Source organism: Nocardia goodfellowii (genome assembly GCF_017875645.1).
Taxonomy (GTDB): domain Bacteria; phylum Actinomycetota; class Actinomycetes; order Mycobacteriales; family Mycobacteriaceae; genus Nocardia; species Nocardia goodfellowii.
In genome coordinates this window covers 840,233-866,924 of record NZ_JAGGMR010000001.1, presented here as the reverse complement: position 1 = coordinate 866,924, position 26,692 = coordinate 840,233, and the positions used below count along the sequence as shown (strand labels likewise).

The 26,692-nt window shown below is 68.6% G+C and carries 29 protein-coding genes and 1 riboswitch; of the genes, 15 read left to right on the top strand and 14 right to left on the bottom strand.

Annotation, left to right across the window (positions count from 1 at the left end; all coding sequences use genetic code 11):
• Positions 1 to 74: 74 nt before the first annotated feature.
• The 4 genes from BJ987_RS03555 to BJ987_RS03540 are packed head-to-tail and all read left to right on the top strand — an operon-like array spanning position 75 to position 2,007.
• Positions 75 to 722 carry an FMN-dependent NADH-azoreductase gene (locus tag BJ987_RS03555; RefSeq protein WP_209884641.1) on the top strand — a complete coding sequence of 216 codons (648 nt, stop codon included), beginning with the start codon at positions 75 to 77 and terminating at the stop codon, positions 720 to 722.
• Between the two features lies 1 nt (position 723).
• Entirely contained in the window at positions 724 to 1,047 is a 324-nt protein-coding gene (locus tag BJ987_RS03550; protein WP_209884639.1) for a DMT family transporter, read from the top strand.
• Between the two features lie 14 nt (positions 1,048 to 1,061).
• Complete coding sequence (locus BJ987_RS03545; RefSeq protein ID WP_245365796.1) at positions 1,062 to 1,514, top strand: SRPBCC family protein; 453 nt, start codon at positions 1,062 to 1,064, stop codon at positions 1,512 to 1,514.
• A gap of 52 nt (positions 1,515 to 1,566) precedes the next feature.
• The gene (locus BJ987_RS03540) at positions 1,567 to 2,007 is read left to right on the top strand and encodes an OsmC family peroxiredoxin (RefSeq protein ID WP_209884637.1); all 441 of its coding nucleotides are present in this window, start codon (positions 1,567 to 1,569) and stop codon (positions 2,005 to 2,007) included.
• A gap of 63 nt (positions 2,008 to 2,070) precedes the next feature.
• On the opposite strand, the gene BJ987_RS03535 is transcribed toward BJ987_RS03540, so the two are convergent.
• From BJ987_RS03535 to BJ987_RS03520, 4 genes are all read right to left on the bottom strand, one after another.
• Positions 2,071 to 2,568 (bottom strand): hypothetical protein, encoded by a 498-nt coding sequence (locus BJ987_RS03535; RefSeq protein ID WP_209884635.1) that lies wholly within the window; start codon positions 2,566 to 2,568, stop codon positions 2,071 to 2,073.
• A 35-nt stretch (positions 2,569 to 2,603) separates the two neighbouring features.
• Complete coding sequence (locus BJ987_RS03530; protein ID WP_209884633.1) at positions 2,604 to 3,386, bottom strand: CbtA family protein; 783 nt, start codon at positions 3,384 to 3,386, stop codon at positions 2,604 to 2,606.
• The gene (locus BJ987_RS03525) at positions 3,377 to 3,571 is read right to left on the bottom strand and encodes a CbtB domain-containing protein (protein WP_209884631.1); all 195 of its coding nucleotides are present in this window, start codon (positions 3,569 to 3,571) and stop codon (positions 3,377 to 3,379) included. The genes BJ987_RS03530 and BJ987_RS03525 overlap by 10 nt, the downstream gene beginning before the upstream one ends.
• A gap of 31 nt (positions 3,572 to 3,602) precedes the next feature.
• Positions 3,603 to 3,758, bottom strand: a riboswitch (cobalamin riboswitch).
• 70 nt (positions 3,759 to 3,828) lie between these two features.
• Positions 3,829 to 4,140, bottom strand: coding sequence for an antibiotic biosynthesis monooxygenase family protein (locus BJ987_RS03520; protein WP_209884629.1), 312 nt, complete (start codon positions 4,138 to 4,140; stop codon positions 3,829 to 3,831).
• Positions 4,141 to 4,205: 65 nt separating this feature from the next.
• Here BJ987_RS03520 and BJ987_RS03515 point away from each other — a divergent pair, with 65 nt between their 5' ends.
• Positions 4,206 to 4,946: an alpha/beta fold hydrolase gene (locus tag BJ987_RS03515; RefSeq protein WP_209884627.1), complete on the top strand. Its 741-nt coding sequence runs from the start codon at positions 4,206 to 4,208 to the stop codon at positions 4,944 to 4,946.
• Here the strand turns inward: BJ987_RS03515 and BJ987_RS03510 are convergent.
• Positions 4,943 to 5,821 (bottom strand): HhH-GPD family protein, encoded by an 879-nt coding sequence (locus BJ987_RS03510; RefSeq protein ID WP_209884625.1) that lies wholly within the window; start codon positions 5,819 to 5,821, stop codon positions 4,943 to 4,945. The genes BJ987_RS03515 and BJ987_RS03510 overlap by 4 nt on opposite strands.
• A 96-nt stretch (positions 5,822 to 5,917) precedes the next feature.
• Here BJ987_RS03510 and BJ987_RS03505 point away from each other — a divergent pair, with 96 nt between their 5' ends.
• Positions 5,918 to 6,541, top strand: a complete 624-nt coding sequence (locus BJ987_RS03505; protein WP_209884623.1) for a carbonic anhydrase — start codon at positions 5,918 to 5,920, stop codon at positions 6,539 to 6,541.
• Between the two features lie 94 nt (positions 6,542 to 6,635).
• Positions 6,636 to 7,319, top strand: coding sequence for a hypothetical protein (locus BJ987_RS03500; RefSeq protein WP_209884621.1), 684 nt, complete (start codon positions 6,636 to 6,638; stop codon positions 7,317 to 7,319).
• Between the two features lie 4 nt (positions 7,320 to 7,323).
• Here BJ987_RS03500 and radA read toward each other — a convergent pair whose 3' ends face one another.
• Positions 7,324 to 8,787, bottom strand: coding sequence for a DNA repair protein RadA (gene radA, locus BJ987_RS03495; RefSeq protein ID WP_209884619.1), 1,464 nt, complete (start codon positions 8,785 to 8,787; stop codon positions 7,324 to 7,326).
• An 83-nt stretch (positions 8,788 to 8,870) separates the two neighbouring features.
• The gene (locus BJ987_RS03490; RefSeq protein WP_307869445.1) at positions 8,871 to 9,542 is read right to left on the bottom strand and encodes a copper chaperone PCu(A)C domain-containing protein; all 672 of its coding nucleotides are present in this window, start codon (positions 9,540 to 9,542) and stop codon (positions 8,871 to 8,873) included.
• 386 nt (positions 9,543 to 9,928) lie between these two features.
• On the opposite strand from BJ987_RS03490, the gene carD reads away from it, so the two are divergent.
• The 6 genes from carD (at position 9,929) to BJ987_RS03460 (ending at position 14,559) form a co-directional block, all read left to right on the top strand.
• Positions 9,929 to 10,417: an RNA polymerase-binding transcription factor CarD gene (gene carD, locus BJ987_RS03485; protein ID WP_040686206.1), complete on the top strand. Its 489-nt coding sequence runs from the start codon at positions 9,929 to 9,931 to the stop codon at positions 10,415 to 10,417.
• A gap of 10 nt (positions 10,418 to 10,427) precedes the next feature.
• Positions 10,428 to 11,192: a 2-C-methyl-D-erythritol 4-phosphate cytidylyltransferase gene (gene ispD / locus BJ987_RS03480; protein ID WP_209884617.1), complete on the top strand. Its 765-nt coding sequence runs from the start codon at positions 10,428 to 10,430 to the stop codon at positions 11,190 to 11,192.
• Positions 11,193 to 11,194: 2 nt separating this feature from the next.
• Entirely contained in the window at positions 11,195 to 11,662 is a 468-nt protein-coding gene (ispF, locus tag BJ987_RS03475; protein ID WP_209884615.1) for a 2-C-methyl-D-erythritol 2,4-cyclodiphosphate synthase, read from the top strand.
• Between the two features lie 106 nt (positions 11,663 to 11,768).
• A complete protein-coding gene (cysS, locus tag BJ987_RS03470; RefSeq protein WP_209884613.1) occupies positions 11,769 to 13,220 on the top strand; it encodes a cysteine--tRNA ligase in 1,452 nt (483 codons plus the stop codon).
• Complete coding sequence (gene rlmB / locus BJ987_RS03465) at positions 13,220 to 14,194, top strand: 23S rRNA (guanosine(2251)-2'-O)-methyltransferase RlmB (RefSeq protein WP_209884612.1); 975 nt, start codon at positions 13,220 to 13,222, stop codon at positions 14,192 to 14,194. Before cysS ends, rlmB begins: the two co-directional genes overlap by 1 nt.
• 86 nt (positions 14,195 to 14,280) lie before the next feature.
• Positions 14,281 to 14,559, top strand: a complete 279-nt coding sequence (locus tag BJ987_RS03460; protein WP_209884610.1) for a DUF4190 domain-containing protein — start codon at positions 14,281 to 14,283, stop codon at positions 14,557 to 14,559.
• Positions 14,560 to 14,592: 33 nt separating this feature from the next.
• Here the strand turns inward: BJ987_RS03460 and BJ987_RS03455 are convergent, their stop codons facing one another.
• Together BJ987_RS03455 and BJ987_RS03450 are read right to left on the bottom strand one after the other, a co-directional pair.
• Entirely contained in the window at positions 14,593 to 15,402 is an 810-nt protein-coding gene (locus BJ987_RS03455) for an enoyl-CoA hydratase/isomerase family protein (protein WP_209884608.1), read from the bottom strand.
• Between the two features lie 55 nt (positions 15,403 to 15,457).
• Positions 15,458 to 16,627: an acyl-CoA dehydrogenase family protein gene (locus BJ987_RS03450; RefSeq protein WP_209884606.1), complete on the bottom strand. Its 1,170-nt coding sequence runs from the start codon at positions 16,625 to 16,627 to the stop codon at positions 15,458 to 15,460.
• Between the two features lie 203 nt (positions 16,628 to 16,830).
• Here BJ987_RS03450 and BJ987_RS03445 point away from each other — a divergent pair, with 203 nt between their 5' ends.
• Entirely contained in the window at positions 16,831 to 17,352 is a 522-nt protein-coding gene (locus BJ987_RS03445; protein WP_209884604.1) for a hypothetical protein, read from the top strand.
• A gap of 194 nt (positions 17,353 to 17,546) precedes the next feature.
• Positions 17,547 to 20,732, top strand: a complete 3,186-nt coding sequence (locus BJ987_RS03440; protein WP_209884602.1) for an AfsR/SARP family transcriptional regulator — start codon at positions 17,547 to 17,549, stop codon at positions 20,730 to 20,732.
• Positions 20,733 to 20,739: 7 nt separating this feature from the next.
• On the opposite strand, the gene BJ987_RS03435 is transcribed toward BJ987_RS03440, so the two are convergent.
• The 5 genes from BJ987_RS03435 to otsB all read right to left on the bottom strand — a co-directional run bounded on the left by BJ987_RS03435 (position 20,740) and on the right by otsB (position 26,692).
• The gene (locus tag BJ987_RS03435) at positions 20,740 to 21,120 is read right to left on the bottom strand and encodes a hypothetical protein (protein WP_209884600.1); all 381 of its coding nucleotides are present in this window, start codon (positions 21,118 to 21,120) and stop codon (positions 20,740 to 20,742) included.
• A gap of 129 nt (positions 21,121 to 21,249) precedes the next feature.
• The gene (locus tag BJ987_RS03430) at positions 21,250 to 22,116 is read right to left on the bottom strand and encodes a metal ABC transporter permease (protein WP_209884598.1); all 867 of its coding nucleotides are present in this window, start codon (positions 22,114 to 22,116) and stop codon (positions 21,250 to 21,252) included.
• A complete protein-coding gene (locus BJ987_RS03425) occupies positions 22,116 to 23,036 on the bottom strand; it encodes a metal ABC transporter ATP-binding protein (protein WP_209884596.1) in 921 nt (306 codons plus the stop codon). Before BJ987_RS03425 ends, BJ987_RS03430 begins: the two co-directional genes overlap by 1 nt.
• 5 nt (positions 23,037 to 23,041) lie before the next feature.
• On the bottom strand, positions 23,042 to 23,926 hold the full coding sequence (locus BJ987_RS03420) for a metal ABC transporter solute-binding protein, Zn/Mn family (protein ID WP_209884594.1): 885 nt from the start codon (positions 23,924 to 23,926) through the stop codon (positions 23,042 to 23,044).
• A 195-nt stretch (positions 23,927 to 24,121) separates the two neighbouring features.
• Positions 24,122 to 26,692 (bottom strand): trehalose-phosphatase, encoded by a 2,571-nt coding sequence (gene otsB, locus BJ987_RS03415; protein WP_209884592.1) that lies wholly within the window; start codon positions 26,690 to 26,692, stop codon positions 24,122 to 24,124.

Here is a 26,692-nt window from a genome sequence, read left to right as displayed (position 1 = left end):
TAAGTGGACACAATGTCCGGTTCTGTTCTAGCGTAGACGCGAAACGGACACAACGTCCACTTATGGAGGAACTCATGACCGCCCTGCTGCACCTCGACGCCAGCGCCCGCCGCACCTCGCTCAGCCGCGAACTCGGCTCCGCCTTCGCCGCGGCTTGGCGCGCCCAGCATCCGGACGGCGACTATCGCTACCGCGACCTCGCCGCCGACCCGGTCCCGTTCATCGACGAGGCATGGACCGAACTCTGCGATCACGTACTCGCCCAGGAGACAACGGATCTCGACCGGCTGCCGGATCTGGCCGAGACCCCCGCCCAGCGCGCCGCATGGGCGGTCGTCGTGCCGCTGCTCGCCGAGGTGCGCGCCGCCGACGTGGTCCTGATCGGCACCCCGATGTACAATTATTCGATCCCGGCGAGCCTCAAGGCCTGGCTGGACCAGATCACCTTCCCGCGAATGTCGTTGGCCGGCACTCGTTTCGTGGTCGTCACCGCCCGCGGCGGGGCGTACTCGCCCGGTGCGCCCAAGGAGCGGTTCGACTATCAGGAGCGCTACCTGCGCGACTTCTTCGCCGGCCATTTCGCCGTCGAGGACTCCGTCTTCCTCAACGCCGAACTGGCCAACTCGCGTCAGGATCCGGCACTCGCCCACCTGCGCGCGCAGCACGACGATTCCTACCGGGCCGCGCTGGCGGCGGCCCGTCGATTGGGCAAGGAGTACTGACATGAGCTGGGTCGTCCTCGGCCTCGCCGGGCTGGTGGAGATCGTCTGGTCGCAGAGCATCAAGCCGACGGAGAATTTCACCAGACCGCTGCCCACGCTGGTGTGCTTCGCGCTCGGCGCCCTCGCGGTCTACCTGCTCTCGCGGGCCATGCAGACCCTGCCGGTCGGCACCGCCTACGCCGTCTTCACCGGAATCGGCGCGGTCGGCGCCATCGGGCTCGGTGTGCTGGTACATCGGGACCCGTTCAGCGCGGGCCGGATGCTCTCGCTGGCCCTGATTCTCGGCGGCATCGTGCTGGCCCGGGTCACCAATCCCGAGGGATGAGTATGGTCGGTCGAATGGATCAGCCAGTTCGGATACCGGATCTGTCCGACCGACCGCACCAGCTCACTGTCGAACGGGTGATGGCAGCGCCGCCGGGTCTGCTCTACGCGGCCCTGACGCAAGGCTTCGACATCTGGTTCGCCGCGCCCGGCTCGGTGCTCATGAAGCCCGCGGTGAACGAACCGTTCTTCTTCGAGACCGAGGTCGAGGGCAAACGCAGCCCGCACTACGGCCGTTTCTTACGGCTGCAACCGGACCGGCTGGTGGAGTTCACCTGGGTCACCGGGGCGGACGGCACCGAGGGCGCCGAAACCGTAGTCAGCATCGAGTTCGTGCATCAACCGCGCGGTATCCGACTTCGCTTGCGGCACTCCGGATTTCCTACCGAGGCAGCACGTGATCGGCACCGCGCCGCGTGGCCGCTGGTACTCGAACAGCTCGATCGCCGTACCGGCCTCGCGGTCTGAGTACGGCGAGTAGGTTCTTTGCGACGGATCGAATAATTGTGAAAGGACCGTAATGCCAACACGTACCGCGCACACGGCTTGGACCGGTGGGTTGCAGGACGGCTCCGGACTGGTCGACCTGACCAGCTCCGGCGTCGGCAAGTTCGACGTGTCGTTCCCGAAGCGTTCGGCCGACGCCGCCGACGGCGCCACCAGCCCGGAGGAGCTCATCGCGGCCGCGCATTCGTCGTGCTTCGCGATGGCGCTCTCGGCGCAGATCGCCAACGCGGGCGGCACTCCGGAAAGCCTGGACGTGACCGCCGATGTCACCCTCGGCCCGGACCCGGCGGGTGGCTTCCGGATCAACGGCATCAAGCTGACGGTGCGCGGGCGGGTGTCCGGCCTGGACGCCGACGGGTTCGCCGCCGCCGCGGCCGCCGCCAAGGCCGGTTGCCCGGTGAGCAAGGCGCTGGCGGGCGTGGACCACATCTCGCTCGACGCGGCCCTCGCGTAATCGACTCTGCCGCTTGGCTCTTCGCGCACCGGGTGCCGGTGCGCGGGGAGCCGTGCGGTGGCGTCAGGCGCGGAAGTAGGGCCGCGCGGTGCGGTGGTACATCGCTGGGATCGCGACCAGCACCGCGGCCACATGGCCGGCACGGAAGATCGCGATACCGACGCCGCTCGCGGTGACGTCGTCGAACAGGGTGCCGAGGTCGTCGGCGGACAGCACCGCCCGGATCGGTTCGACGAGCAGCGATGCCAGGCCCAGGACGCCGATGCCGAAGGTCAGCGCGACGCGGGCCCAGCGGTCGCCGTGCGTCATCCGGATGGCCACGGCCAGCACCACCAGATAGATCGCCCCGCGCATGAGCAGCGCGGTCGCGATGTCGCCCAGCTCGGCGCCGGAGCTCTCCAGCAGCAATGCGGCCTGGGCGATCGCCTCGGCGACTCCCGCGAGCAGGGCGACGACGAGCGCGCTGAACGCCAGCGACACCGAGCGCGGGGCCCGCGCCGGTTCCCGGATCGGTGCGAGCGAAAGGCGTTCGGGCCACACGGTAAAGGCAGTGCCGGTCATGAAACCGACACTGCCCTCGAAATCCCGGACGGAAATCAACCCGCGGTAGCGGCCCCGTCTCGTACGGGAGAGCTAGTGCGCGTGGCGAACTCGGTCAGGGCCGCGAAAGCCAGGCCGAGGCAGGCCCACAGCGTCGCCGAGACCGCGAGCGAGGACACCCGGAACTCCCAGAGCAGACCGGCCGGGAAATCGGCCTTCACCTCGTCGATGCCCGGCAGCGCGAGGTATCCGGCCGTGACGATCGCGACGAACGCGGCCACCGCGCCGATCAACCGGAAGCTGCCCGGCTGCGCGTGCAGCAGCCGGTGGACGAAGACGCCCGCGCCCACCGCGACCAGCCCGAGGACCACCGCGGCCACCCACAGCCAGGTGCGGTCGCCGATGGTCTCCGGGTCACCCACCGCGGGCGGATTGGCGGGATATTTGAAGAACGGCACCGCGACGATCGCGGCCCAGCCGCCCAGCGCCAGAGCGAGCGCGAAGGCCGGGCCGGGCATCGTGGTGTGGCGGCGTCCGACATGCGCGACCGCGGCGAAGATCGCGCCGAGCGCCAGTCCGGCCAGTCCGAGTGCCAGGAACTGACCGGCCCGCTGGCCGGTGCGGCTCACCAGCGGCTCTTCCTCGACGCCGTGCGCATGACCCCCGGCGGCTTCCTCGATGGCAATGGCCGCTTCGATTTTCGGCTCGCCGACGAAGTAGCCGACCGTGGCCGCCAGCAAGCCGGCGATCAACCCGGCCAGAAGGCCACGCAGAAGCAGGGTTTTCAGAGTGCCGGCGAGGGGGCCGGCAGCCTGCGGAGTGGACGAATTCAGTGGCACGGAAGCCCCAGCAGATGCCGTCCGTCGTGCATCAACTCATGCAGGAACATCCCGCTGCGCGAGATGGCGCCCTGATCGAAGCCGACCAGGTACAGCGTGAGCAGTGCGAGCAGAACGACACCCACCGTGACGAGCACGGTCGCCGGCGAATCGGAAGTCCGGGTGGGGATATGCGCGATGGCCATGAGTTCCTCCTTGGGATACGCGTCCCGTCGAGTAGTCCGTGCGATGGGTGCCGGTGTCTGGCTTTCCCGGCACCTGGACAACCCGGTGCATGGATCACAGTGGCGCGACCGCTCCGGCTTCACACCGGATTACCGCATCACCCTCGCGTCTGTCCTTCGAACTGTGACAGGCTCCGGCCGCTGCCGTCAACAGGGCGTATCGGGCACAGCAGAACGCCCGGCGAGCCGTGGCGTGCCGGGCGACCCGTGCGAGCGGATCAGGATTTGGGGGAGACGTCCATGACGACTTCGAACTCGAGCAGCGACGCTCCGGTCGACACCGGCTTCTTGTCGCCGCTGCCCGCGTGCGCGGCGCGGGCCGGGCCGTCCCGCCACGCCGCGAAGGATTCTTCCGAATCCCACTGGGTGACAACGAAGTACCGGTTGTCCCCGGCGACGGGACGCAGCAGCTGGAAGCCGAGGAACCCGGGCGAACCCTCCACCGCGTGCGCACGGTGGGCGAACCGCTTCTCCAATTCCGGGCCCGCGCCCTCCGGAACCTCGATCGCATTGATCTTCACAACAGCCATGGGCCGAGTCTAGGCGGGGTCGGGGAGAGCGCGCCGCCGCGCTCCGATGGGGCAGAATCTGGCTGGTGTTGTTCGATGAGGGCGGGGCCGGGGTGCCGATCCTGCTGCTGCATGGGTTGATGGGTAGCGCTCGCACCTGGGGTGATCACCTGGACTGGCTGCGCGGGTACGGGCATGTCTACACCTTCGACGCGGCCGGCCACGGGCGGCCCGCACCGGAGGAGCTGACCACCGAGGCGTTCGTCACCGACCTGACCGCGGCCACCGCGAGCATCGCCGAACCGATGGTGGTGATCGGGCATTCGATGGGCGGCCTGCACGGCTGGGTGTTCGCGGCGCGGCACCCGGAGCGCGTGCGCGCCTTGGTGGTCGAGGACATCGCCCCTGACTTCCGGGGCCGTACCGCCGCGCACTGGGCCGCCATGATCGAGGCCTGGCCGCAGCCGTTCCCGGACGCGGACGCGGTGCTGGAGTTCTTCGGCCCGGTGGCGGGCCGCTACTTCCTGAACTCCTTCGAGCACGGCCCCGACGGCTACCGATTACACGGCGCGGTCAGCACCTTCCGCGATATCTCCGAGGAATGGGGCAGCCGCGACTTCTGGGCGGAGTGGCGGGCGGTGCGCGCACCGATCCTGCTGCTGGAGGGCGAATTCAGCATCACGCCGCCGGGCCAGATGCGGGAGATGGCCGCCGTCAACGCCAATGCCGCCCACGCGCTGATTCCCGAGGCCGGGCATCTGGTGCACGACGACCAGCCCGAGGCCTACCGCGCCGAAGTCGAGAACTTCCTCCGCCGCGTCCTCTAACCGGCCGGGCTGCCCTCGCCCGCCAGCGCGAACAGTCCGTCCGCGGTCTGCTCGATCAGCCCGTCGACCAGCAGCGAATCCAGCGCGCGAGCACGCTGACCCGGATCCCGGGTCCACGCCAGATCCAAGCGCACCCGCTCCACCGGCCCGCTCGCGTCCCGCAGCACGTCCAGCAGCCGGCCGCGGGCCTGCCGGTCGGTGCCCTCGTACTTCTGCACCCGGCGGACGATGTCGGACGCCGGCCGCCCGGCCTCGACCCAGGCGCAGCGCGGCAACGGACACCCCGAGCACTCCGGACCGCGCGCCGTGCACACCGTCGCCCCGAGCTCCATCAGCGCGGCGGAGAACTTCGCGGCGCGGTCGATCTCCACCGGCAGCAGCGCTTCGGTCTCCGGCAGATCGCGCGCGGACGGGTTACCCGCCTCCGCCCGGCCGTGTACCGCCCGCGCCACCACTCGACGAACATTGGTGTCCACTACCGGAACTCGCTGCCCATAGGCGAAACAGGCCACCGCACGGGCGGTGTACGCGCCGATACCCGGCAGCCCGAGCAGGACATCCACCTCGGCGGGCACCTCGTCGCCGTGCTCGGTGGCGAGCACCCGCGCGCACTCGTGCAGCCGCAGCGCCCGCCGCGGATAGCCCAGTTTCCCCCAGGCCCGCAGCACCTCCGCCTGCGACGAGGCCGCCATCGCCGACGGCACCGGCCACCGGGCCACCCATTCCAGCCAGATCGGCTGCACCCGCACCACCGGCGTCTGCTGCAGCATGATCTCGCTCATCAAGATCTGCCAGGCCGTGACCCCCGGCCGTCGCCACGGAAGGTCGCGCGCGGTATCGGAATACCAGTCCAGCAGAACCTCGACGTCTATCACTTCACCATCCCTGCCACACCGCGGCGAGTCGATATTTGCCGTGCCGTAACGCGCCGGACTCGCTGGTAACCCATTCCCTTGTGCACAATGAACGGTATGCCTGATTCCAACCCGATCAGTGCCTGGAAGTCCCTGCGCGAAGGCAACGAGCGTTTCGTAAGTGGAACGCTGTTGCATCCTAGCCAAGGGGCTGCCGACCGGGCGAAACTTGTCGACGGCCAGCATCCCTCCGCGATCCTGTTCGGCTGCGGTGATTCCCGTGTCGCCGCCGAGCTGATCTTCGACCAGGGCCTGGGCGACATGTTCGTGGTGCGCACGGCCGGCCACGTGGTGGACAGCTCGGTGCTCGGCTCGATCGAGTACGGCGTGCAGGTGCTGAACGTGCCGCTGATCGTGGTGCTCGGCCACGACAGCTGCGGTGCGGTGAAGGCGACCATCGACGCCCTCGACGGTGGCGCGGTGCCCGGCGGATTCATTCGCAGCGTGGTCGAGAAGGTCACGCCGTCGATCCTGATCGGCCGCCGGGAGGGCCTGGCCACGGTCGACGAACTGGAAGCCCGGCACGTGGAGGAAACCGCGCGCCTGCTGTCGCAGCGCTCCATGATCATTTCCAACCGGGTCGCGACCGGCGAACTCGCGATCGCCTGCGTCACCTACAAACTCGCCGAAGGCAAGGTGAACCTGCATCGAGTGGTCGGCAATATCGGCGAATCGGCCTGACCCACCACTTTCCCGCTGACGCGGCAACCGGACTCGACTCGACACGCCGAGGTCGGAGAGACCGGTTGCCCAGCGGTGCCCTTACCTTTGAGGAGTGCTGGAACCGACTGGACCGCTGCCTCCGGAGATCTACTGGCGTCGTCGCGTTTTCGCTATCGGAATACTCGTACTCGCGGTCGCGCTGGTGATCTGGCTCGCGGTGATGATCGCGCGCGGCGGCAATTCCACCGGCGATCCGACAGCCGCCGCAGCCAGTGTCACCACGACGGCGAAGCCGGCGGGCGAGAGCAAGCCCGCCCACACTCCCGATGCCGCCGCCGCGGCGGCTTCCAGCGCCGCGCCGAGTTCGCCGCCCGCCGCGGCCAGTGCGGCGCCGGCCGCCCAGGGCCAGTGTTCCGATCAGTCGCTGGCGGTGAAGGTGACGGTGGAGCAGCCCACCTACAAGTCCGGCGAGCAGCCGGTGTTCGGCATCGTGATCACCAATATCTCCGCGAACGCGTGCTCGCGGGACGTGGGTTCGGGGTTGCAGCAGATCTCGGTGTACTCCCTGGACGGCCAGAAGCGGCTGTGGTCGAGCACCGACTGTTATCCGGACGGTCAGCCGGATGTGCGCACGCTGAATCGGGGCGAACAGGCGGCATTCCAGGTCACCTGGTCCGGATCCACCTCGCAGCCCAATTGCGCGGGCGCGCGGCTGCCGGTCCAGCCGGGCGCGTATTCGGTGGTGGCTCAGCTCGGTTCGGTGCGCAGCGCGGCCGAGCCGTTCAATATCGCCTGAGGCACTAGAACGTCGGCTGCTCGTCGAAGGCCTCCGCGCCGTCGGGTACGGCGGCGAGACGGGGCCGTTCCTCCGCCTTCGCCGACTTCTGTTTGCGTTTCCCGCGCGGAAGGCCGGTGACCCGGAGGGCCGCGCTCACATCGGCGACCTCGTGGATCTTCATCTTCGAGCCCTTCATCCGCTCGGTGCCCGGCGGGACCACCGCGTCGGTGAAGCCGAGCCGTTCGGCTTCGGCCAGCCGGCGGCCGATACCGGTGACCTTGCGGACCTCGCCCGCCAGCCCGACCTCGCCGAGTATCACCCAGCCCGCGGGCAGGGCCTCCTCCGACACCGCGCTCGCCAACGCCAGCGCGATCGCCAGATCGGCTGTCGGCTCCACCAGCCGCATGCCGCCGACGGTAGCCGCGTACACATCGTGTTTGCCGACGAAAACCTTGGCGCGGCTCTGCAATACGGCCAGCACCATGGCGACCCGGTTGTAGTCGAGCCCGCTCACCGCGCGGCGCGGCTGTGGCTGCTCGGTCTCCACGGTGAGTCCCTGTACCTCGGCCACCAGCGGGCGCTTGCCGTCCATGGCCACGGTGACCGCGGTGCCGGACACCGATTCGGTCCGGTGGTGCAGGAACAAGCCCGACGGGTCGTCCACGCAGGCGATGCCGTCCTCGTGCAGTTCGAAACAACCGACCTCGTCGGCGCTGCCGAAACGATTCTTGATGCCGCGCAGCATGCGCAGCGTCGAGTTGCGGTCGCCCTCGAATTGCAGCACCACGTCGACGAGATGCTCGAGGGTGCGCGGACCCGCCACATTGCCGTCCTTGGTGACGTGCCCGACCAACAGCACCGCGATGCCGGTCGTCTTGGCCAGGGAGGTCAGTGCGGAGGTCACCGCGCGCACCTGGGTGACGCCGCCGATCACGCCGTCCACCTCGGGCGCGAGCATGGTCTGCACCGAGTCGACGACGAGCAGGGTGGGCCGCACCTGCTCGACATGCCCGAGCAGGATCGAAAGGTCCGATTCCGCCGCCAGATACACGCGCTCGTGCACCGCGCCCGTCCGGTCCGCCCGCAAGCGCACCTGCCCCGCGGATTCCTCGGCGGTCACGTACAGCGCCGTCTCCGCGCGCTGACTGGCCCACCGGTAAGCCACCTCGAGCAGCAGCGTCGACTTGCCGACCCCGGGTTCACCGGAGAGCAGCACCACCGAACCCGCGACCACCCCGCCGCCGAGTACCCGGTCCAGTTCGCTGACCCCGCTCGAACGCGCCTGGGTGACGGTGGAATTGATCTGCGACAGCGGCGCGGCCGCGGTGCTGGGCAGCATGGCGCGCCGGGACGGGCTCGCCGCGGCGGCGGAGACCACCACCTCGTCGACCGAACCCCAGGCGCCGCAGTCGGGGCATTTTCCCACCCACTTCGCTACCTCGTGGGAGCAGGCGGAACACCGGTAGATCGGCTTGGTCTTGGCCACAAGCGCACCCTACGGAGCGCTACCGACAAAACGAAGGCTGCCGCACCCGGGGTGCGGCAGCCTTCGGCGTTCGGTGTGGCGGCTCAGTGCCCGCCGCCGCCGTGACCCGCTTCGGCGGGGCCGGACTTGTCGGTCACCTTGCGCTCGGCGGTGGCCGCGTCGACCGGTACGTCGACGACCACGGTGCCGTTGTTCTTGAAGTTGAACCGGAGCTTGTAGGTGAGGCCGGGGGTGATGTCCTTGGTCAGGCCGGTGATCTCGATCAGGGCCGGGCTCGCCGCGGGAACGTCGCTCTGCTGCTTGGGCGGCGTGGTCGGCGTGGACGACTCGCCGTGCGAATCCCCGGCGTGCGAGTCGGTGGCGGTGGCGCCGGCCGGCGCCGTGGCGGTGACCACGTTCTGCTGCGGCTTCAGCACGAAGGTGGATTCACCGGCCGGCGGGGTGATCTTGACCGGGCCCAGGTCGGTGTCGACGCTGGTGAGCTCGTCGGTGACGGACTCGCTCATATTGATGATGGACAGCGCGACCAGCGCCTTCTCGCCCTTGACGTTGCTGTAGCCGTTGCCGGGGAAGACGATGTGCACATTGCGCAGCGCGATCTTCTCGACGTCGGCGCTGTTGCCGTTGACGGCGGCGACCTGGTCGGCGGTCTGCGAGATCTGCCCCGCACTACAGCCGGTCAGCGTCAGCGCCGCGCTCGCGGCGAGTGCGGCAACCGCGGCCACGCGACGGTTCACAGCATTCAAGGCAGTCACGGTTGTCCTCCATGTCCGAGCTCGGCTCACTCCGCTACAGAGAGTAGTAGGCCAGAAGCGTAGTAGCCCGCTTCGCGTCGGCGAATGTCGGGTTTGTGTTGGCGGGCGATGCCCGTCACTTTCCGTTTGCCACGCCCGGGCGCCGGGCATCCATTGCATAACGGTTCGCCACCGTCTGTTCCGGTTGCCGAGCGGCTGCCGGAAGGGTTCAGGGGGCTGGGCGGGGAAAGTGCGTGCGGGTATCCCGTTCTGGCACAACGTAATGCACACCACGCCCGTTCTGTCAACCCCCGCGATATGCTCGTTGTGGCCCTGACCTGCACAGTTGATCGCGCCGTTACCGAGTCGCATGTTAAACTGTGAACATCGAAAGGGGCACGGGACACATGATTTTTAAGGTCGGAGACACCGTCGTTTACCCCCACCACGGAGCGGCGCTGATCGAAGCAATCGAGACTCGCACCATCAAGGGTGTGCAGAAAGAGTATCTGGTCCTCAAGGTCGCACAAGGCGACCTGACTGTTCGCGTTCCTGCGGAAAACGCTGAATATGTCGGAGTGCGCGACGTCGTCGGCCAGGAGGGTCTCGATCGAGTCTTCCAGGTGCTGCGGGCGCCGCATACCGAAGAGCCGACCAACTGGTCGCGGCGCTACAAGGCCAACCTGGAAAAGCTGGCCTCCGGCGATGTGAACAAGGTGGCCGAGGTCGTTCGCGATCTATGGCGCCGTGAGCAGGATCGCGGCCTGTCCGCCGGCGAGAAGCGCATGCTGGCCAAGGCGCGTCAGATCCTGGTCGGTGAGCTCGCGCTCGCCGAGGGCACCGATGACGGCAAGGCCGAGACGCTGCTCGATGAGGTTCTCGCAGCGGCTTCCTAGCCTCCTCGGGATGAACAACAACTCTGACAACGGCGATGCTGTCGTTGCCTTGGTACCTGCCGCCGGTCGCGGCGTACGTCTGGGTGAAGCAAAACCCAAGGCGTTCGTCGAGGTCGGCGGCACGCCTATGGTCCGGCTCGCCGTCGACGGTTTGATCGCCTCCGGGGTGGTCGACCGGATCATCGTCATGGTCCCCGCCGAACTGGTCGAGGCCGCAGTCGCCCTGCTGCCGGCCTTCGATCCGGTCGGAAGATCCAGAGATCCCTCCGCGTCCGGCGGCGGATGTGGGGGATTTCTCTCACCCAGCACGGTGCAGGTCGTGGTCGGTGGCGCCGAGCGCACCGATTCGGTGCGCGCCGGTATCGCGGCGGCTCCCGACGCCGCCTATTTCCTGGTGCACGACGCCGCCCGTGCCCTGACCCCGCCCGAGATGATCGCCAGGGTCACCGCCGAACTCCAGGCTGGGCATCCGGCTGTCGTCCCGGCCTTGCCGGTGGTCGACACCATCAAGTCCGTCGACGCGACCGGTGTGGTGACCGGCACCCCCGACCGATCCGAGTTGCGCGCGATTCAGACGCCGCAGGGTTTTTCGGCCGAATTGTTGCGCGCCGCGTACGCACTGGATGTGCATACCACCGACGACGCGGGGCTGGTCGAAATGCTGGGCGCCAAAGTCCGCACCATCCCCGGCGACCCGCTGGCTTTCAAGATCACTACGCCGCTCGATTTGATGCTGGCCGAAAAGCTGCGGTCGGCGGGTGTGCGATCGTCGTGAACATGCGAGTGGGTATCGGCAGCGACGTACATCCGATCGAACCGGGCCGGCCGTGCTGGATGGCCGGGCTGTTGTTCGACGGTGACGACGGCTGCGCCGGCCATTCCGACGGGGATGTCGCCGCGCACGCCCTGTGTGACGCGCTGCTGTCGGCCGCCGGCCTCGGCGATGTGGGCGCGGTGTTCGGCACCGGGCGGCCGGAGTGGGCGAATGTCTCCGGCGCCGCCATGCTGAAGGAAGTAATCCGGCTGTTGGACGAAGCCGGATTCGAAGTTGTCAATGCGGCTGTACAGGTCATCGGGAACCGCCCGAAGATCGGTCCGCGCCGCGCCGAAGCCCAAGAAGTGCTCGGTGAACTGCTCGGCGCGCCGGTTTCGGTCTCCGGCACCACCACCGACGGACTCGGCCTCACCGGCCGCGGCGAAGGCGTCGCGGCAATTGCCACCGCTTTGCTGTCAGCTCGCTGTTAGCTAATTCTTTCGGCCCGCTCGCCCGTTCGGCGGGGTTTTTACGACCTGCCGCCCACACCCGGTGCCGCAGGTACCGGAAATTGAACACCGACTAGGATCGAATGCCGTGACTCTGCGCCTTTTTGACACCGCCACGCGGACCATGCGCGAATTCGCGCCCCTGGTCCCCGGATGTGCGTCGGTGTACCTGTGTGGCGCCACCGTGCAAGGTGAGCCGCACATCGGGCATGTGCGCAGCGGAGTCGCCTTCGACGTCCTGCGGCGCTGGCTGCAGGCACACGACTACGACGTGCTGTTCGTCCGCAATGTCACCGATATCGAAGACAAGATCCTGACCAAGGCCGCCGAGGCCGGTCGCCCCTGGTGGGAGTGGGCCGCCACCTACGAGCGCGCGTTCCAGGACGCCTACCGGGCGCTGGGCGTGCAGGCGCCGTCCATCGAGCCCCGGGCCACCGGGCACATCACCCAGATGGTCGAGTTGATGCGGCGCCTGATCGACCGCGGGCACGCCTACGCCTCCGAGGGCAACGTCTACTTCGACGTGGTCAGTTATCCGGAATACGGCCAGCTGTCCGGCCACAAGCTGGAGGACGTGCACCAGGGCGAGAGCGCGGGCATGGGCAAACGCGATCCGCGCGACTTCACGCTCTGGAAGGCCGCCAAGCCCGGTGAGCCGCACTGGCCCTCGCCGTGGGGTCCGGGGCGTCCCGGCTGGCATCTGGAGTGCTCCGCGATGGCCGAGGCCTATCTCGGGCCGGAATTCGATATCCATTGCGGCGGAATGGATCTGGTGTTCCCGCACCACGAGAACGAGATCGCCCAGTCCAAGGCCGCCGGGGACGGCTTCGCCCGGTACTGGCTGCACAACGGCTGGGTGACCATGGGCGGGGAGAAGATGTCCAAGTCGCTGGGCAATGTGCTGTCGGTGCCCAATGTGCTCAAACGTGTTCGCGCCGTTGAACTCCGGTACTACCTCGGTGGTGTCAACTACCGCTCGATGCTGGAGTACTCGGACAAGGCGCTCAACGACGCCGCCCTGGAGTATCAGCGCATCGAAGCCTTCGTGCACCGGGTGATCGAGCGTGCCGGGGAGGTGCCGGTCGGCAAGTGGACCCCGGAGTTCGCCGCGGCCATGGACGACGATCTCGCCGTGCCGCGCGCCCGTGCCGAGGTGCACCGGGTGATGACCGAGGGCAACAAGGCGCTGGATTCGGGCGATCTCGACGCCGCTCGGGAACTGTGCGGCGAGGTCCGGGCCATGCTGAACATTCTCGGCGTGTGCCCGCTCGACCCGCTGTGGCACACCGCCGAGGATTCCTCGGCAGCCATGGAAGCCCTCGACGTACTGGTGCGCGCCGAGCTGGAGCGCCGTCAGCAGGCCCGCGCGAACAAGGACTGGCCGAGCGCGGACGCGGCCCGGGACCGGTTGATCTCCGCCGGCATCGAAGTGACCGACACACCCACCGGTCCGGAATGGTCTCTGGGCACCCTGAATCCACCCACCCCGCCGGCTGCGCAAGCTCCGCCGGCGCACCGTCCCCCTGGAAAGGCCGATTGATGGCAGGCAATTCGCAACGTAAAGGGGCAATTCGCAAGGGCGGCACCAAGAAAGGTGCGGTGGTCGGCTCCGGCGGTAAGCGCCGGCGCGGGCTCGAGGGGCGCGGCGCCACCCCGCCCGCCGAGGCGCGCACCAAGCACCCCGCGGCCAAACGCGCCGCCGCCAAGGCGAAGGCGGCGGCCAAGTCCTCGCCTCGCGGCGCGGCCGGTCGCCCGAGTACCCGCAAGGGTGACGACGGGCCCGAGCTCGTGCTCGGCCGCAACCCGGTCGTGGAATGCCTGCGCGCCGGTGTCCCCGCGACCGCGCTGTACGTGGCCGTCGGCACCGAGAACGACGACCGGCTCACCGAGAGCGTGAAGACGGCCGCCGACGCCGGGATCTCGATCCTGGAGGTGCCGCGCACCGACCTGGACCGGCTCAGCGCCAACGGCATGCACCAGGGTGTCGCGCTGCAGGTGCCGCCGTACCGCTACGCCCACCCGGACGACCTGGTGGACCGGGTGCGCGGCACCGGCGAGCCCGCGTTGCTGGTGGCGCTGGACAATATCTCCGACCCCCGCAACCTCGGCGCCGTCGTTCGTTCGGTGGCGGCCTTCGGTGGCCACGGTGTGCTGATTCCGTCCCGGCGCAGCGCCAGCGTCACCGCCGTCGCCTGGCGCACCAGTGCGGGCGCGGCCGCCCGGCTGCCCGTCGCCCGGGCCACCAATCTGACCCGCACACTGAAGGATTGGGCCTCGAAGGGCTACCAGATCGTCGGCCTCGACGCCGGCGGCGACACCACCCTGGACACCTTCGACGGCAGCATGGACACCGTCATCGTGGTCGGCTCCGAGGGCAAGGGCCTGTCCCGCCTGGTCCGCGAAACGTGCGACTCGATTCTGAGCATCCCGATGGCCGGTCCGGTCGAGTCCTTGAACGCCTCGGTGGCGGCGGGCGTCGTGCTCTCGGAAGTAGCTCGCCAGCGCCGGATCTGAGCCGGCAACTCCCCGGATAAGCGGGGCCGCGAACACGCGGTGCCATAGGCCCCGCCAAAAACACACTGCCACCGTAGAATTCGGGTGTGGTCATACCCGAGGTGCCTATTGGTCAGCCGGTTGAGCATCCCCATGCCAATATGGTGCTGTTCTTCGGCGCGCTGAGCATATTCTGCTGTGGTGCGCTGGGGCCGGTGGCCTGGGCGCTGGGCAAGCGCGCGCTCGATCAGATCGAGGCGTCCGGCGGCGCCTATGGTGGCCGGGCTCAGGTGATGGTCGGGTACATGCTCGGCATCGTCGGCACCGTCCTCATGGTCATCATGGCGATCCTGTTCATCCTGGTCGCCCTGAGCGGCCGGGCCTGAAACCTCTGCGGACGGCCAGCCGACGGGTGGGGGCTAGTCCAGGACGGGGCGTTCGGCGCCCGGCTTGGTGTCCCAGGCCGGCCATTCCGTGCTGACGCTGCCTGTCCAGTTGGGCTGACGACGGTCCCGGAACGCCGCCATCGCCTCGCCGCCGTCGATGCTCTTGCCGACATGCTGGTTCAGGTCGGTCTCCAGCTGACCCACCATGGTCGGGCTCATGCCGAGCCCCTCCCACATCAGCCGTTTGGTGAGCGCCACCGGAAGCGGCGCCGACCCGTTGACGAGGTCGTGCGCCACCGCGAGCGCGGTCGGCAGCACCTCGGCCCCGTTCAGGCAGCTGTTGGCCAGGCCCATCGCCTTGGCTTCCTCGCCGTCGAAAGTGCGCCCGGTCAGCATGATGTCGGCGGCGTTGGCCATGCCGACCAGCCGGGGCAGCGTCCAATGGGCGTAGCCGTCGGCGAGTACGCCGCGGCGCACCTGATTCAACCCGTACACCGCGTCCCGGGCCATATACCGCAGGTCGCACTGCAGGGCCAGCGCCAGCCCGATGCCGACGGCGTGCCCGTTCACCGCGGCGATCACCGGCTTACGCACCTGCCATGGCGGCGGGTCGATGGTGGCGCTGACCTCGCCGGTCCGGTGGGACAGATCCGCGCCCGCGCAGAACGCGGGCGGGGTCCCGGTGATGACCACCGCGCGAATCGCGTCCTCGGCGTCGCAGCGGTGTAGCGCGGCACTCAGTTCGGCGGCCATCGCCGGGGTGAAGGCATTCTGCTGGGCGGGCCGGTTGAGCGTGAGCACGGCGATGCCCGCGGAGACATCGACGAGCAGTTCCGAACTCATGACACAGCATGGTAGCCGGGCCGGACCTGCCGCGACACCGGCTCAGCGGGATCGCTCAGCGCAGGATCTGACGGCCGATGGCGTATTTGTGGACTTCGGTCGGCCCGTCGTAGAGGCGGAACGCGCGCATATCGCGGAAGATCATCTCGACCACGGTCTCGTCGCTGATGCCGATGCCGCCCAGCACCTGCACACAGCGGTCGGTCACCTTGAACAGTTCCTCGGAGACGAAGGCTTTCGCGATCGAGCTCTCGTGCCGGGCCTTTTCGCCCTGGTCCATCAGCCAGCAGGCGTGCCAGATGGTCAGGCGGCACTGGTGCAGCGCGATCTCGTTGTCCGCCAGCATGAACGACACGCCTTCGTGTTCGCCGATCGGCTTACCGAAAGCGGTGCGGGTCTTGGCGTAGTCGACGGCGATGCTCTGCGCGCGCTCGGCCGCGCCCAGCCAGCGCATGCAGTGCGTGAGGCGAGCCGGGGCCAGCCGCAGCTGGGCATAGCGCAGCGCCTGGCCGGTCTCGCCGAGCAGCGCTGCCCTGGGCAGCGTCAGGTTCTCGAAACGCACGACGCCGTGGCCGCCGACGTAGTTGCGGTCCATGGTGTTCATGGTGCGTTCGATGATGATGCCGGGCTGGTCGCCGTCGGTGAGGAACAGCGTGGGGCCTTCCGGCACATGCGGATTCGGCGCGACGCGGGCCATGATGATCCAGCTCTTCGCGCCGTTCGCGCCGGTGATCAGCCATTTGCGGCCGTTGATGATGAAGTTCTCGCCGTCGAACACGGCCTCGGTGGCCAGCTGGTTCGGGTCCGAACCCGCGCCGTCGGGCTCGGTCATCGCGAATACCGTGCGCTGTAGACCGTTGATGGCCGGTATCAGGTGGCGTTCGATCTGCTCCGGGTTGGCGATCTTGCCGAGCAGGTACATGTTGCCCTCGTCGGGGGCGGCGCAGTTCATCGCCACCGGGCCGAGGGTGGACCAGCCCGCCGCCTCGTAGATCACCGCCTGTTCCACGTGGGTCAGTCCGCGCCCGCCGAATTCCACCGGCGCCTGCACGGTCAGCAGCTTCTCCGCACGCGCGAGTTCCACCAGTTCCTGGCGCAATTCGTCGGTCGGTCCATGCGAGGTCAGGCGCGGATCCTTCTCGAACGGGATGACCTTGTCGATGACGAACTGCCGCACGCGGTCGCGTTCGGCGGCGAGGTCGGCGGGGAGGGTGAAGTCGATCATCCTGGTCACCATTCGGTCGGCGGCGTTTGCGGTCGAGCATACGAAACCCGCCAACGCTGACTGAAGGCGGCTGCCATCAGAGTTGGTCCGGGGCTGTCAGCGCGCTGTCGGAGCGCTGTCAGCGGCGCTCGGCATCGTTTGGTTCAGCACAGGGCGGGCCACCACGGCCCCGCCGAGAACCACCCGATGAGGAGTCCACCGAAATGTTCACCGCCGCCGCCATCGCCCAAATCCTGATCGCCCTCGCCTTCGTCAGCATTCCCGTGGTGCGGCACCGCTTCGGCCCCGCGGCCAAAGCCGCCGCCGATCAGGAACTGGCCCGTCAGGGGGTGCGCCCGGAAGTGCTGGAGGAGAACGGACTTCGCTTCGACGCCGGCGGTCACGAGACCTGGGCACCGGTTACTTTCGCCCTGATGATGCTCGCCGCCGCCGCGCTCAACCTCGCCGGCAGCGGCTGGGGGCAGACCCTCTCCTGGGTCTTCCAAAGCATCGTCCTGCTGGCAAACGTGCTGATCATCTACAGCAACCTGACCGCCGTCCAGAGCGTCACCGCCGCCTTCGCCAAGAAGGGTGACCCCGAACTGGCCCGGATCGATGTCGCGGCCTTCCTCGACGCAGCCGAGCGCGCCTTCCCTCGCTGGGTCATGCGACACCTCACCTACGCCCGCCACACCATCGTTTTCGGCGGCTCGGTGCTGGTTCTGATCGCGCTGCTCATTGGGTGACGGCGGAGGTTGCGCACCGCTTAACGACGGAGTTCTTGCACCGGCCCAGGTGGGTGTTGCTTACCGACGGCCGTTGCCACACGCCCGAAACCTCGAGGCCCGGTTCTCCTTACGGAGCGCCGGGCCGGGCGCGGCCGCCCTCGACGACGGCTATCACCCGGACGCTCAGTTGCGGGTCGCTCTGACTGCTCGCCGTGGCTCGAGGGTGGGGGTTCTGGGAAGCTGAGCGGGTGCGGATCGGGTTGCTCGGGGTCGTCTCGGTGCATGGCGACGACGGGGTGGCCGTCGAGGTCGGTGGGGTTCGGGTGCGGATGCTGCTCGCTCGGCTGGCGTTGGCGGCGGGGCGGCCGGTGTCGGTGGACGCCTTGATAGACGGGCTGTGGGGTGAGGAGTCGCCGAGGGCGGCGGCAGGGGCGTTGCAGGCGTTGGTGTCGCGGTTGCGGAAGGCGCTGCGCGGCGTGGGCACGGTCGAGTTGGTGGCGGGCGGGTATCGGTTGTCGGTGGACGCGGCGGACGTGGACGCGGTCCGGTTCGAGGAGTTGGCGGCGCAGGGCCGGCGGGAGTTGGCGGCGGGTCGGATCGAGGCGGCGGCGTCGGTGTTGCGGAGCGCGCTGGAGTTGTGGCGGGGACCGGCGCTGGCGGATATCCGGGACGCGCCGTTCGCGGAGCCGGTGGCCGATCGGCTGGCGGACCTGCGGGGGAGTGCCGCGGCGGACCGGTTCGACGCGGAGTTGCGGGCCGGACGATTCGGCGAGGTGCTGGCCGACCTCGAAAGGGCTGCGGCGGAACGGCCTTCGAGCGAGCGGCTGGCGGGGTTGCGGATGCGAGCCCTGGCGGCGGCGGGGCGGCAGTCCGACGCGCTGGCGGTCTATGAGCAGGTGCGCACGCGGCTGGCGGACGAACTCGGGATCGATCCATCGGCGGAACTGCGGGAGATTCATCTCGCGTTGTTACGTGGCGAGCTCGATCGATCGGCCGCGACTGGTACCGCGGCACCGGCGGAGACGATGGCGAGTCGAATCCCGTTCCAGCGCACGAGTTTTGTCGGGCGCGAAGCGGAGCTGACCCGGGTGACCGGTCTGCTCGCTGACGCCCGGCTGGTGACCGTGGTCGGTTCCGGTGGCGCGGGTAAGACCCGGTTGTCGGCCGAGGTGGCGGCGCGGCATCCGGCGGCGCGGCATGGACGGGTGTGGTTCGTGCCGCTGGCCTCGGCGCGCGCGGTCGGCGAGGCGGTGCTCGGGGCGATCGGGGCGCGGGACCGGCGGCCGTCCGACGACACCGCTCAGGGCGTCGACCGGATCATCGGCCTGCTCGATGTGGGCGAGGCGATCCTTGTACTGGACAATTGTGAACACCTGATCGAGGACGTGGCGGACCTCGCCGACCAGCTGCTCGAGCGGTTGCCGGACCTGCGGATCCTCGCCACCAGCCGCGAGCCGCTGGCCATCGCCGGCGAGGCGCTGTTCCCGCTCGGACCGCTGCGGATCCCCGGCGGTGTACCGGATGTGGCGGAGATCGCCGAAGCGCCCGCGGTGCGGTTGTTCGTCGACCGGGCGGTCGCGGCCCGACCGGATTTCGTCCTCGATGCCCGCACCTCGATGCCCGTGCTGGAGATCTGCCGCCGCCTCGACGGCATCCCACTGGCGTTGGAACTGGCGGCGGCCAAACTTCGCTCGATGAGTGCCGACCAGATCGTCCAGCGCCTGGATGACCGATTCCGGTTGCTCACCACCGGTAGCCGGACCGCACTGCCCCGCCAGCGCACCTTGCTCGCATTGGTCGAGTGGAGCTGGGACTTGCTCGATGAGCCGGAACGCGTACTGGCGCGCCGGCTTTCGCAATTCCCCGGTGGCGCGACCTCGGCGGCGTTGGAGGCGGTGTGCTCCGATGACGCGCTGCCCGCCGGCGAGGTGGTCTATGTGGTCGGCGCGCTGGTCGAGAAGTCCGTTGTCGAGGTCTCCGGGGATGATCGGTACCGGATGCTGGAAACCATCCGCGCCTTCGCCGCTGACCGATTCCGCAGTGCCGGAGACGATCTAGGTGTCCGCTTCGCCGAGCACTATCTCGCGGTCGCCGAAGCGCATGAGCCGCTGCTGCGTACCCGGGATCAGCTGCGGGCGCTGTCGGTTCTGGACGCCGAGCACGAGAACATCGTGGCCGCACTGCGTTTCACGTTGACGCGTGCGGATGCGGAGTTGTCGGCACGATTCGTCACCGCGCTGTTCTGGTACTGGGGCATCCGCGGCCTGAGCACCCAGTTCGAAACTTTCCTCGAGCAGGTACTGCGTTTCGGGGACCAGTTACCGGAGCGCACGCGGGCGGCGCTCCGGTTGATCCGGTTGATGGTGGGTGTGCCGCTGACCGACGCCGACCCCATCGTCGAACTGATCGCGGAGTGCGAAGCCGTGGGTGCGCTGGACCTGCATCCGACGCTGCTGATGTTCGCGGTTCAATTGGCTTACCCCGCAGGCGATATCGAGGTGAGTGAGCGACTGCTCGCGCGTGGCCTCGCCGCACCCGATCCGTGGGTACGCGCCTGCGCGCAGTGGATGCGCGACCACGTCCATACCGAGCGGGGCGATCTGGCCACCGGAGCCCAGGCCCGTGTGGCCGCCCTGCGTGACTTCCAAGCCGTCGGCGACAGATGGGGACTAGGCATGGCGCTGCTCGCTGTCGGTCGCATCCACTCGCTGCGCGGCGAATATGCCGAGGCCATCGCGTTTTTCGAGCGCGGTGTCGCGGTCAGCGCCGAATTGGGCGGTGAGGCGGACATTTTCCAGAACCGTACCCAGCTGATCGCCGCACGCATGCGCAGCGGTGACCTGACCGGCGCGCGCCGCGATATCGAAGCCATCCAGCGCCGGGCCAAGGAGCACGGATACCGCCGCCTCGCCGCCGAGATCCTGTTCAGCGTGGCCGAACTGCACCGGCGTACCGGCGAACTCGATGCCGCCGAACAGGCGGTCGACCAGTTGGAGCTCCTGGCCGACCGTCTGCGACTACCCGGTGACATGGCCGCCGACCTGATCGCGGGGGCCCGCATGGCCAACCTGCTCGCCGCCGGTGACGCCCTCGGAGCCCGCGGTCAGTGGCCGCGGGCCTTGGCCGGGCAGCGCGGCTGGGGCGTTTCCGCCGGCGTCGCGCACGCGGCGGAGCTACTCGCCGAATTGCTTGTCCTGGAAGGCGATCCGAAAGTCGCGGCCACCGCCCTCGGCCTCAGCGAGTCCATTCGCGGGGCCTTCGACGACGGTGAACCGCGGCTCGTGGCGCTGACTTCCGAACTGATCGAGCGGCTCGGCGCGGACGCCTACCGGCGCGCTTACCGCGACGGCGCGGCCCTGCCCCGCGAACGAGCGCTGGAGCGTCTCGCCGAGCTCTAGCGAATCGCTAGATGACCAGGCACGAACTTCCGCCGTTGATCCCGGTGCCGACGTTGAGGACGATGGTCTTGCTGTCCGCGCCCTGGGTGACCAGCAAGGTGTGCGTCCCGGTGGTCGCGGGCGTCCACTTGATGGTGTGCGTCTTCGGGCTGGGGCTGCCCTCCGACGCACCGATCCAGACGCCGTTGTCGGAAACGTCCACGCGCGCGGTGTTGTTGCTGTTCGCGATCACGTTGTAGGTGCAGCCGGTGCCGAACCCATTGCTGAGACCGCCGCCCGCGATGATGACCGACGTGCCGATCTCGGCCGAAGCCTGCGGTGCGGCCAGGGCCAGACCGGCGGCGGCAATGGCGATCGCGGTCGCGGCGGTGTTACGTAGTTTGCTCATCAAGTGTTGACTCCTCGTTGTGCCGGGCGATCGCCGCGGCGGGTGACACTTTCCAGACCAACTTCGACTTCGTTTACTCCGATACCCCCACGGCGCCACAGTAATCCACGTGGCGATCTGGATTCGGGGTCAGCGGACGCGGGCGAGTTTGCGCTGCCGGGAGCCGACGACTCGGCAGAGGAGGTAGATCAGGAAGGAGATCGTGGTGACGAAGGTCGACACCGGAACGCCCGGGGCGAGGGAGAGCAGCATGCCGCCGACGGCGGCGATCTCGGCGAAGACGATCGCGAGGACCGTGGCACGCGCCGGATTCGCGGTGAGCTGGGCGGCGGCAGCGGCGGGGGTGATGAGCAGCGAGAGGACCAGGAGCGCACCGACGATCTGGACGCCGAAGGCGGCCGTGATACCCAGCATCACCGCGAACACCACGGACAGGGCGCGTACCGGAACACCGCGTGCGACAGCCACTTCGGGATCGGTGCTGGCGAACAGCAGCGGCCGGTAAACGGCCGCCAGCACGGCCAGTACCGCGACGGTGCAGGTGATCAACAGCGCGAGCCCGCTGTAGCCGACGCTGACCACCTGGCCGGTGAGCAGCGAGAATTTGGATCCGGCGCGTTCGGGGCCGAGCCAGAGGAACAGCACCGAGAGGCCGAGGCCGAAGGACATGATGACCGCGATCACCGAATCGCGTTCGCGCGCTTTGGTTCCCAGCAGGCCGAAGAGCACGGCGGCGATCACCGAGCCGAGGATGGCGCCGACGCCGACGCCGATACCCGCCAGCAGCGCCGCGGCCGCACCGGTCAGGGACAGTTCGCTGGTGCCGTGCACGGCGAAGGACATCTGCCGGCTGACGATCAGCGGTCCGATCGCGCCGGAGAGCAGTCCGAGCAGTGCCGCGGCCAGTAGCGCCTGCCACACGAACGGATAGGTCAAAAGGTGTGCGGTGGTGGAGAAGTCGAATATCTTCGCCAGCACGCCGGACAGTTTGTCCATCAGGCGGATACCTCGTCGCCCTTGCAGTGCTGGGCGCCCGCCGCGCCCAGCGCGTCCAGGGTGTCGCCCGTACCGACGACGACCAGCCGGTCGCGGACGTGCAACACGTCGACCTGGGTCTGGTACAGCTCGGAGAGCACCTCGGAGGTCATCACCTCGTCCGGCTTCCCGATCCGGAATTTCCCGTCGACCAGATACAGCACCCGATCCACCAGGGGCAGAATGGGATTGATCTCGTGGGTCACGAAAAGCACCGCCGTGTCGTGGGTCCGGCGACGCTTGTCGATCAATTCCGACACCAGTCGCTGGTTGGCCAGATCCAGGGACAGCAGCGGCTCGTCACAGAGCAGCACCTTCGGGTCGCCGACCAGCGCCTGCGCCACCCGCAGTCGCTGCTGCTCGCCACCGGACATGGTTTCCAGCGGAGCACCGGCGAACTGTTCCGCACCGACATCGGCGATCGCCGCGGCCACCTTGCGTTTACGCTCGGCGCGCGCACGCAGCCCGAGACCCCAGCGATGCCCGTCGACGCCAAGCCCGACCAGGTCGATCCCGCGCAACTGCACGCCGGCGTCGATCGTCTTCTGCTGCGGGATATAGCCGATGGCCGGATTGCCCACGCGTGCCGGCGCACCGGCGATGAAGGCGGAACCGGAACTGAGCGCGAGCTGACCGAGCAGGATTCTCATCAGCGAGGTCTTGCCCGAACCGTTGGGCCCGAGGACCGCGATGAACTCGCCGGGCCGGACATCGAGATCCAGCCCTTCCCACAGGGTGCGTTCGCCGAAGGAGAGCGTGGCGCCTTCGAGGCGTACGGCAGCCGCGCTGTCGAGCGAATGCGGTGCTATCCGCTCGGCGTGCGACCCGGCAGCCGACGTAGGAGGCGGTGTGGGTGCGTGCAGCGCGACTCCCTTGGTCATGACGGCTACTTGAAGACGGAGGCGAGCGCCTCGGCGTTCCGGGTCTGCCACTGAATGTAATCGGTGCCTTCGGGCAGGGTCTCGGTCACCTCGACCACCGGCGTGCCGTCGGCGGCGGCGAGGCCACGCAAATCCTTGGTGACCTTGTCCTCGGTCTGCACGTTGTAGACCAGGGCGCGCACTCGCTTACCGGTGAGCAGATCGCGAGTCTCGGCGACAGCGGCGGGTGACGGGTCGGTCTCCTGCTCGATCGCTTCCTGGAAGTCGTGCGGGGTCAGGTCGGCGGCGCCGGCGTCGAGCAGCAGGTAGTGCGCGAGCGGCTCGGTCTGCAGCACGGGTGTATTCGGGTGCTGGGCGGCGATCTGGGCGGTGACGGCCGAGATCGCGCTCAGCTTCGCCTTGAACGCGGCGGCGCGGTCGGTGTAGCCCGGCTTGTGGTCGGCGTCGATGTCACCGAGTGCGCTGGCGATCTGATCGGCGACCGCGCTCACCGTTTCCACGTCGTACCAGACGTGCTCGTTCTCGTCGCTCTGGTCGATGCGCGCGGAGAAGGCGTCGACGGTCTTCTTGTCCTTGCCCTCGACGGCCTTGTCCATGAACTCGTCGTAGCCGCCGCCGTTGTAGACCACCAGATCGGCGTCGCTGATCTGGGCGGATTCCACGGCCGAGGTCTCGTGCGAGTGCGGGTCGGCGGCGGGGTCGGTGATGATCGAGCGCACGTCGGCGTCCGGGCCCGCGATGGTGGCGGCGATCGAACCCCACACGTTGGTGGAGGCAACCACGCTCGGTTTGCCGGACGAGTCCTCGGCGCTGCCGCAGGCCGTCAGCGTGAGTGCGGTCGCGATCCCCACGGCGACGCCGGTGAGCTTGATGGCAAAACGGGTGTTCACGTGGGGGTGCTCCTGGAATTACGGGATCTGTCAGTGGCTTAGATCATAATGGAAACCGTTACCATTTAACTTTACCAGGGCACCGCAAATCGAGAACCGCCGCGCCGCCGCCCCAGCACTGTCCCAGCAATGCCGAACGCCACGTCCCACCGCCGGACAGCGGCGGGACGTGGCGTCGGTCGAACGGTGAAACTGTCAGACGAGGACGTCGGCGGGCTGGCCGAGCAGCTGGGCACAGCGCAGCAGGCCGAGGTGGCTGTAGGCCTGCGGATGGTTGCCCAGCGACCGCTCCGCAACCGGGTCGTATTCCTCGCTGAGCAGGCCGGTCGGGCCCGCCACGTCTACCAGCTGAGCGAACAATGCCTCGGCGTCGGAACGTTTGCCGATCAGTAGATAGGCCTCGACCAGCCAGGCCGCGCACAGGTGGAAGCCACCCTCGCCACCGGGCAGCCCGTCGTCGTGGTGGTACCGGTAGACGGTCGAGCCGCTGCGCAGCTCCGCCTCGGTGGCCACGACGGTCGCCGCGAACCGCGGATCGGAGGGGTCGATGAGCCCGCTCAAGCCGATGTGCAGCGTCGCGGCGTCCAGGTCGGTGCCGTCGTAGGCGGCCGTGTACGACTGCACCTCGTCGTTCCAGCCCTTGGTCTTCACCTCGTCGGCGATGGTGTCGCGCAGCTCGACCCAGGCCGGGTCCACGGTCCGGTCGAACTTCTGCGCCAGGGTGATGGCCCGGTCGACGGTGAGCCAGCCCATCACCTTCGAGTACACGTGGTGCCGCGGGTTGCCGCGGATCTCCCAGATGCCGTGATCGGGCTCGGTCCAGCGCCGCTGCACCGCCGAGCACATGGCGTGCACGAGTTCCCAGTCCGCGTCCGGCAGCGTCTCGGCCGGGTTGGTGCTGCCCTGCCGTTCGCGCGCGTGCGCCAGCGTCGCGATGAGGTCGACGATCGGGCCGAACACGTCGAGCTGCACCTGCATATTCGCCGCGTTGCCGACGCGGACCGGGCGCGAACCCGCATAGCCGGGCAGCTGGTCGATGACCGCTTCCGGGGGCAGGGTCTCGCCGTAGATGGTGTACAGCGGGTGCAACCGCTCGGGACCCGGCAGCGTTTCCAGGACCCGGTGCACCCAGCCGAGGAAGTTCTCGGCCTCCTCGAGGGACCCGAGCGAGACGAGCGCGGACGCGGTCAGCGCGGCGTCGCGGAGCCAGCAGTAGCGGTAGTCCCAGTTGCGGACGCCGCCGAGGTCTTCCGGCAGCGATGTGGTGGCCGCGGCGAGGATGGACCCGGAGGGCGCGTGCACCAGGCCGCGCAGCGTCAGCGCCGAGCGCTTCATCAGATCCGGTTTGAGCGAAGGCAATTCGAGCCGGCCGGCCCACTGGGTCCAGTACTGCTCGGCCTGCTGCCGGCGCTTCGGCTCGGCGGTCATCGCGGGCGCGAGATCCTGTGTACCGCAGCGCAGTTCCAGCACGATCGGTCCGTTCGAGGGGTCCACGACCGCGGTGGCGACATCGTGGGTGCCGTCGGTGTCGATCTGCCACTGCACGCCGGGGGAGCGCAGCACCATCGGATCGTTGGTGCCGAGCACGCGCAGCCCGGTGGGCTCGCACTGGATGCTCACCGGCACCTGGCCGAATTCCGGACGCGGCGCGAAAGTGACGACCGCCTTCGCGTCACCGGTGATCACCCGGGTCAGATCGGTCCGGTCGGGGTTCACGTCGTGCGGCAGGTAGTCGATGACTCCCAAACTCGCCCAACGGGTCTCGACGGTCATGGTGCCGTCGACGTAGCGCTGCGACAGCGGGAGTCCGGCGCGCTGCGGCGCGATGCTGAAGTGGCCGGCCTGCGGCCCGCCGAGCAGATGTGCGAACACCGCGGCCGAATCCGGTTCCGGATGACAGAACCAGGTCACCGTGGCGTCGGGGGTGAGCAGTGCGACCGAGCGAGGGCTGGCCAGCATGGTCAGCCGTTCGATTCGGGGGGCGCTGGCACCGGCCAACCAGGTGCGGCGTTCCTCGAGCAGGAAAGCCAGTGCCTTGGAAACCATTTCGGTGCTGTCGACGCGGAACCGGGCCAGGCTCTCGCCGTCGCCGACCTTGATGCCCAGGTCGGGCCCGGACAGCACGCGGAAGGCCTTCTCATCGGTGACGTCGTCACCGAAGAAGACCGCCGCGGTCGCGCCCTCCTGATGCCGGATGGTGTCCAGCGCGGTGCCCTTGTCGGTCGGGATCACGGCTAGTTCGATGACCTGTTTACCCTCGGTGGTCTGCACGCCGACCCAGCAGGCCGGGCCTTGGCGCACGGAATTCAGTGCGCGGCGGCCGATTTCGGGGCTGGCGTTGCGGACATGCAGGGCCACGCTGGCCGGTTTCACCTCGACCGAGGCGCCGGGATTGTCTTCGGCGATCTGGGTCAGCGACGTCTGTACCTCTTGCAGTAGTTGCCGGGCGTCGCTATCGATCGCGTGCACGAAGCCGACATCGAATTCCGAACCGTGACTACCGATCAGTTGCACCTCGACGGGCAATCGGGACAGTGCGGCGAGGTCGCGCAGCGCGCGACCCGAGATGACGGCGGCGGTAGTCCCGGTCAGGCCGGCGAGGGCGCGTAGCGCGCTCACCGATTCCCGGTGGGGATACGCTTTTGCCGGGTCGGAGACGATGGGCGCGATGGTCCCGTCGTAGTCCGATGCGACCAAGAGCCGTGGCTCGCGCGCGACCGTGGACAAAGCACGGCGAAGTTCTTGTGGCAGATCCTGTGCGCTCAC

Excerpts from the sequence above, each read along its gene's own strand:
- BJ987_RS03555 (WP_209884641.1), top strand. The coding sequence starts at position 75 with ATGACCGCCCTGCTGCACCTCGACGCCAGCGCCCGCCGCACCTCGCTC.
- BJ987_RS03550 (WP_209884639.1), top strand. The coding sequence starts at position 724 with ATGAGCTGGGTCGTCCTCGGCCTCGCCGGGCTGGTGGAGATCGTCTGG.
- BJ987_RS03545 (WP_245365796.1), top strand. The coding sequence starts at position 1,062 with ATGGATCAGCCAGTTCGGATACCGGATCTGTCCGACCGACCGCACCAG.
- BJ987_RS03540 (WP_209884637.1), top strand. The coding sequence starts at position 1,567 with ATGCCAACACGTACCGCGCACACGGCTTGGACCGGTGGGTTGCAGGAC.
- BJ987_RS03535 (WP_209884635.1), bottom strand. The coding sequence starts at position 2,568 with ATGACCGGCACTGCCTTTACCGTGTGGCCCGAACGCCTTTCGCTCGCA.
- BJ987_RS03525 (WP_209884631.1), bottom strand. The coding sequence starts at position 3,571 with ATGGCCATCGCGCATATCCCCACCCGGACTTCCGATTCGCCGGCGACC.
- BJ987_RS03520 (WP_209884629.1), bottom strand. The coding sequence starts at position 4,140 with ATGGCTGTTGTGAAGATCAATGCGATCGAGGTTCCGGAGGGCGCGGGC.
- BJ987_RS03505 (WP_209884623.1), top strand. The coding sequence starts at position 5,918 with ATGCCTGATTCCAACCCGATCAGTGCCTGGAAGTCCCTGCGCGAAGGC.
- carD (WP_040686206.1), top strand. The coding sequence starts at position 9,929 with ATGATTTTTAAGGTCGGAGACACCGTCGTTTACCCCCACCACGGAGCG.
- ispD (WP_209884617.1), top strand. The coding sequence starts at position 10,428 with ATGAACAACAACTCTGACAACGGCGATGCTGTCGTTGCCTTGGTACCT.
- ispF (WP_209884615.1), top strand. The coding sequence starts at position 11,195 with ATGCGAGTGGGTATCGGCAGCGACGTACATCCGATCGAACCGGGCCGG.
- rlmB (WP_209884612.1), top strand. The coding sequence starts at position 13,220 with ATGGCAGGCAATTCGCAACGTAAAGGGGCAATTCGCAAGGGCGGCACC.
- BJ987_RS03455 (WP_209884608.1), bottom strand. The coding sequence starts at position 15,402 with ATGAGTTCGGAACTGCTCGTCGATGTCTCCGCGGGCATCGCCGTGCTC.
- BJ987_RS03450 (WP_209884606.1), bottom strand. The coding sequence starts at position 16,627 with ATGATCGACTTCACCCTCCCCGCCGACCTCGCCGCCGAACGCGACCGC.
- BJ987_RS03445 (WP_209884604.1), top strand. The coding sequence starts at position 16,831 with ATGTTCACCGCCGCCGCCATCGCCCAAATCCTGATCGCCCTCGCCTTC.
- BJ987_RS03435 (WP_209884600.1), bottom strand. The coding sequence starts at position 21,120 with ATGAGCAAACTACGTAACACCGCCGCGACCGCGATCGCCATTGCCGCC.
- BJ987_RS03430 (WP_209884598.1), bottom strand. The coding sequence starts at position 22,116 with ATGGACAAACTGTCCGGCGTGCTGGCGAAGATATTCGACTTCTCCACC.
- BJ987_RS03425 (WP_209884596.1), bottom strand. The coding sequence starts at position 23,036 with ATGACCAAGGGAGTCGCGCTGCACGCACCCACACCGCCTCCTACGTCG.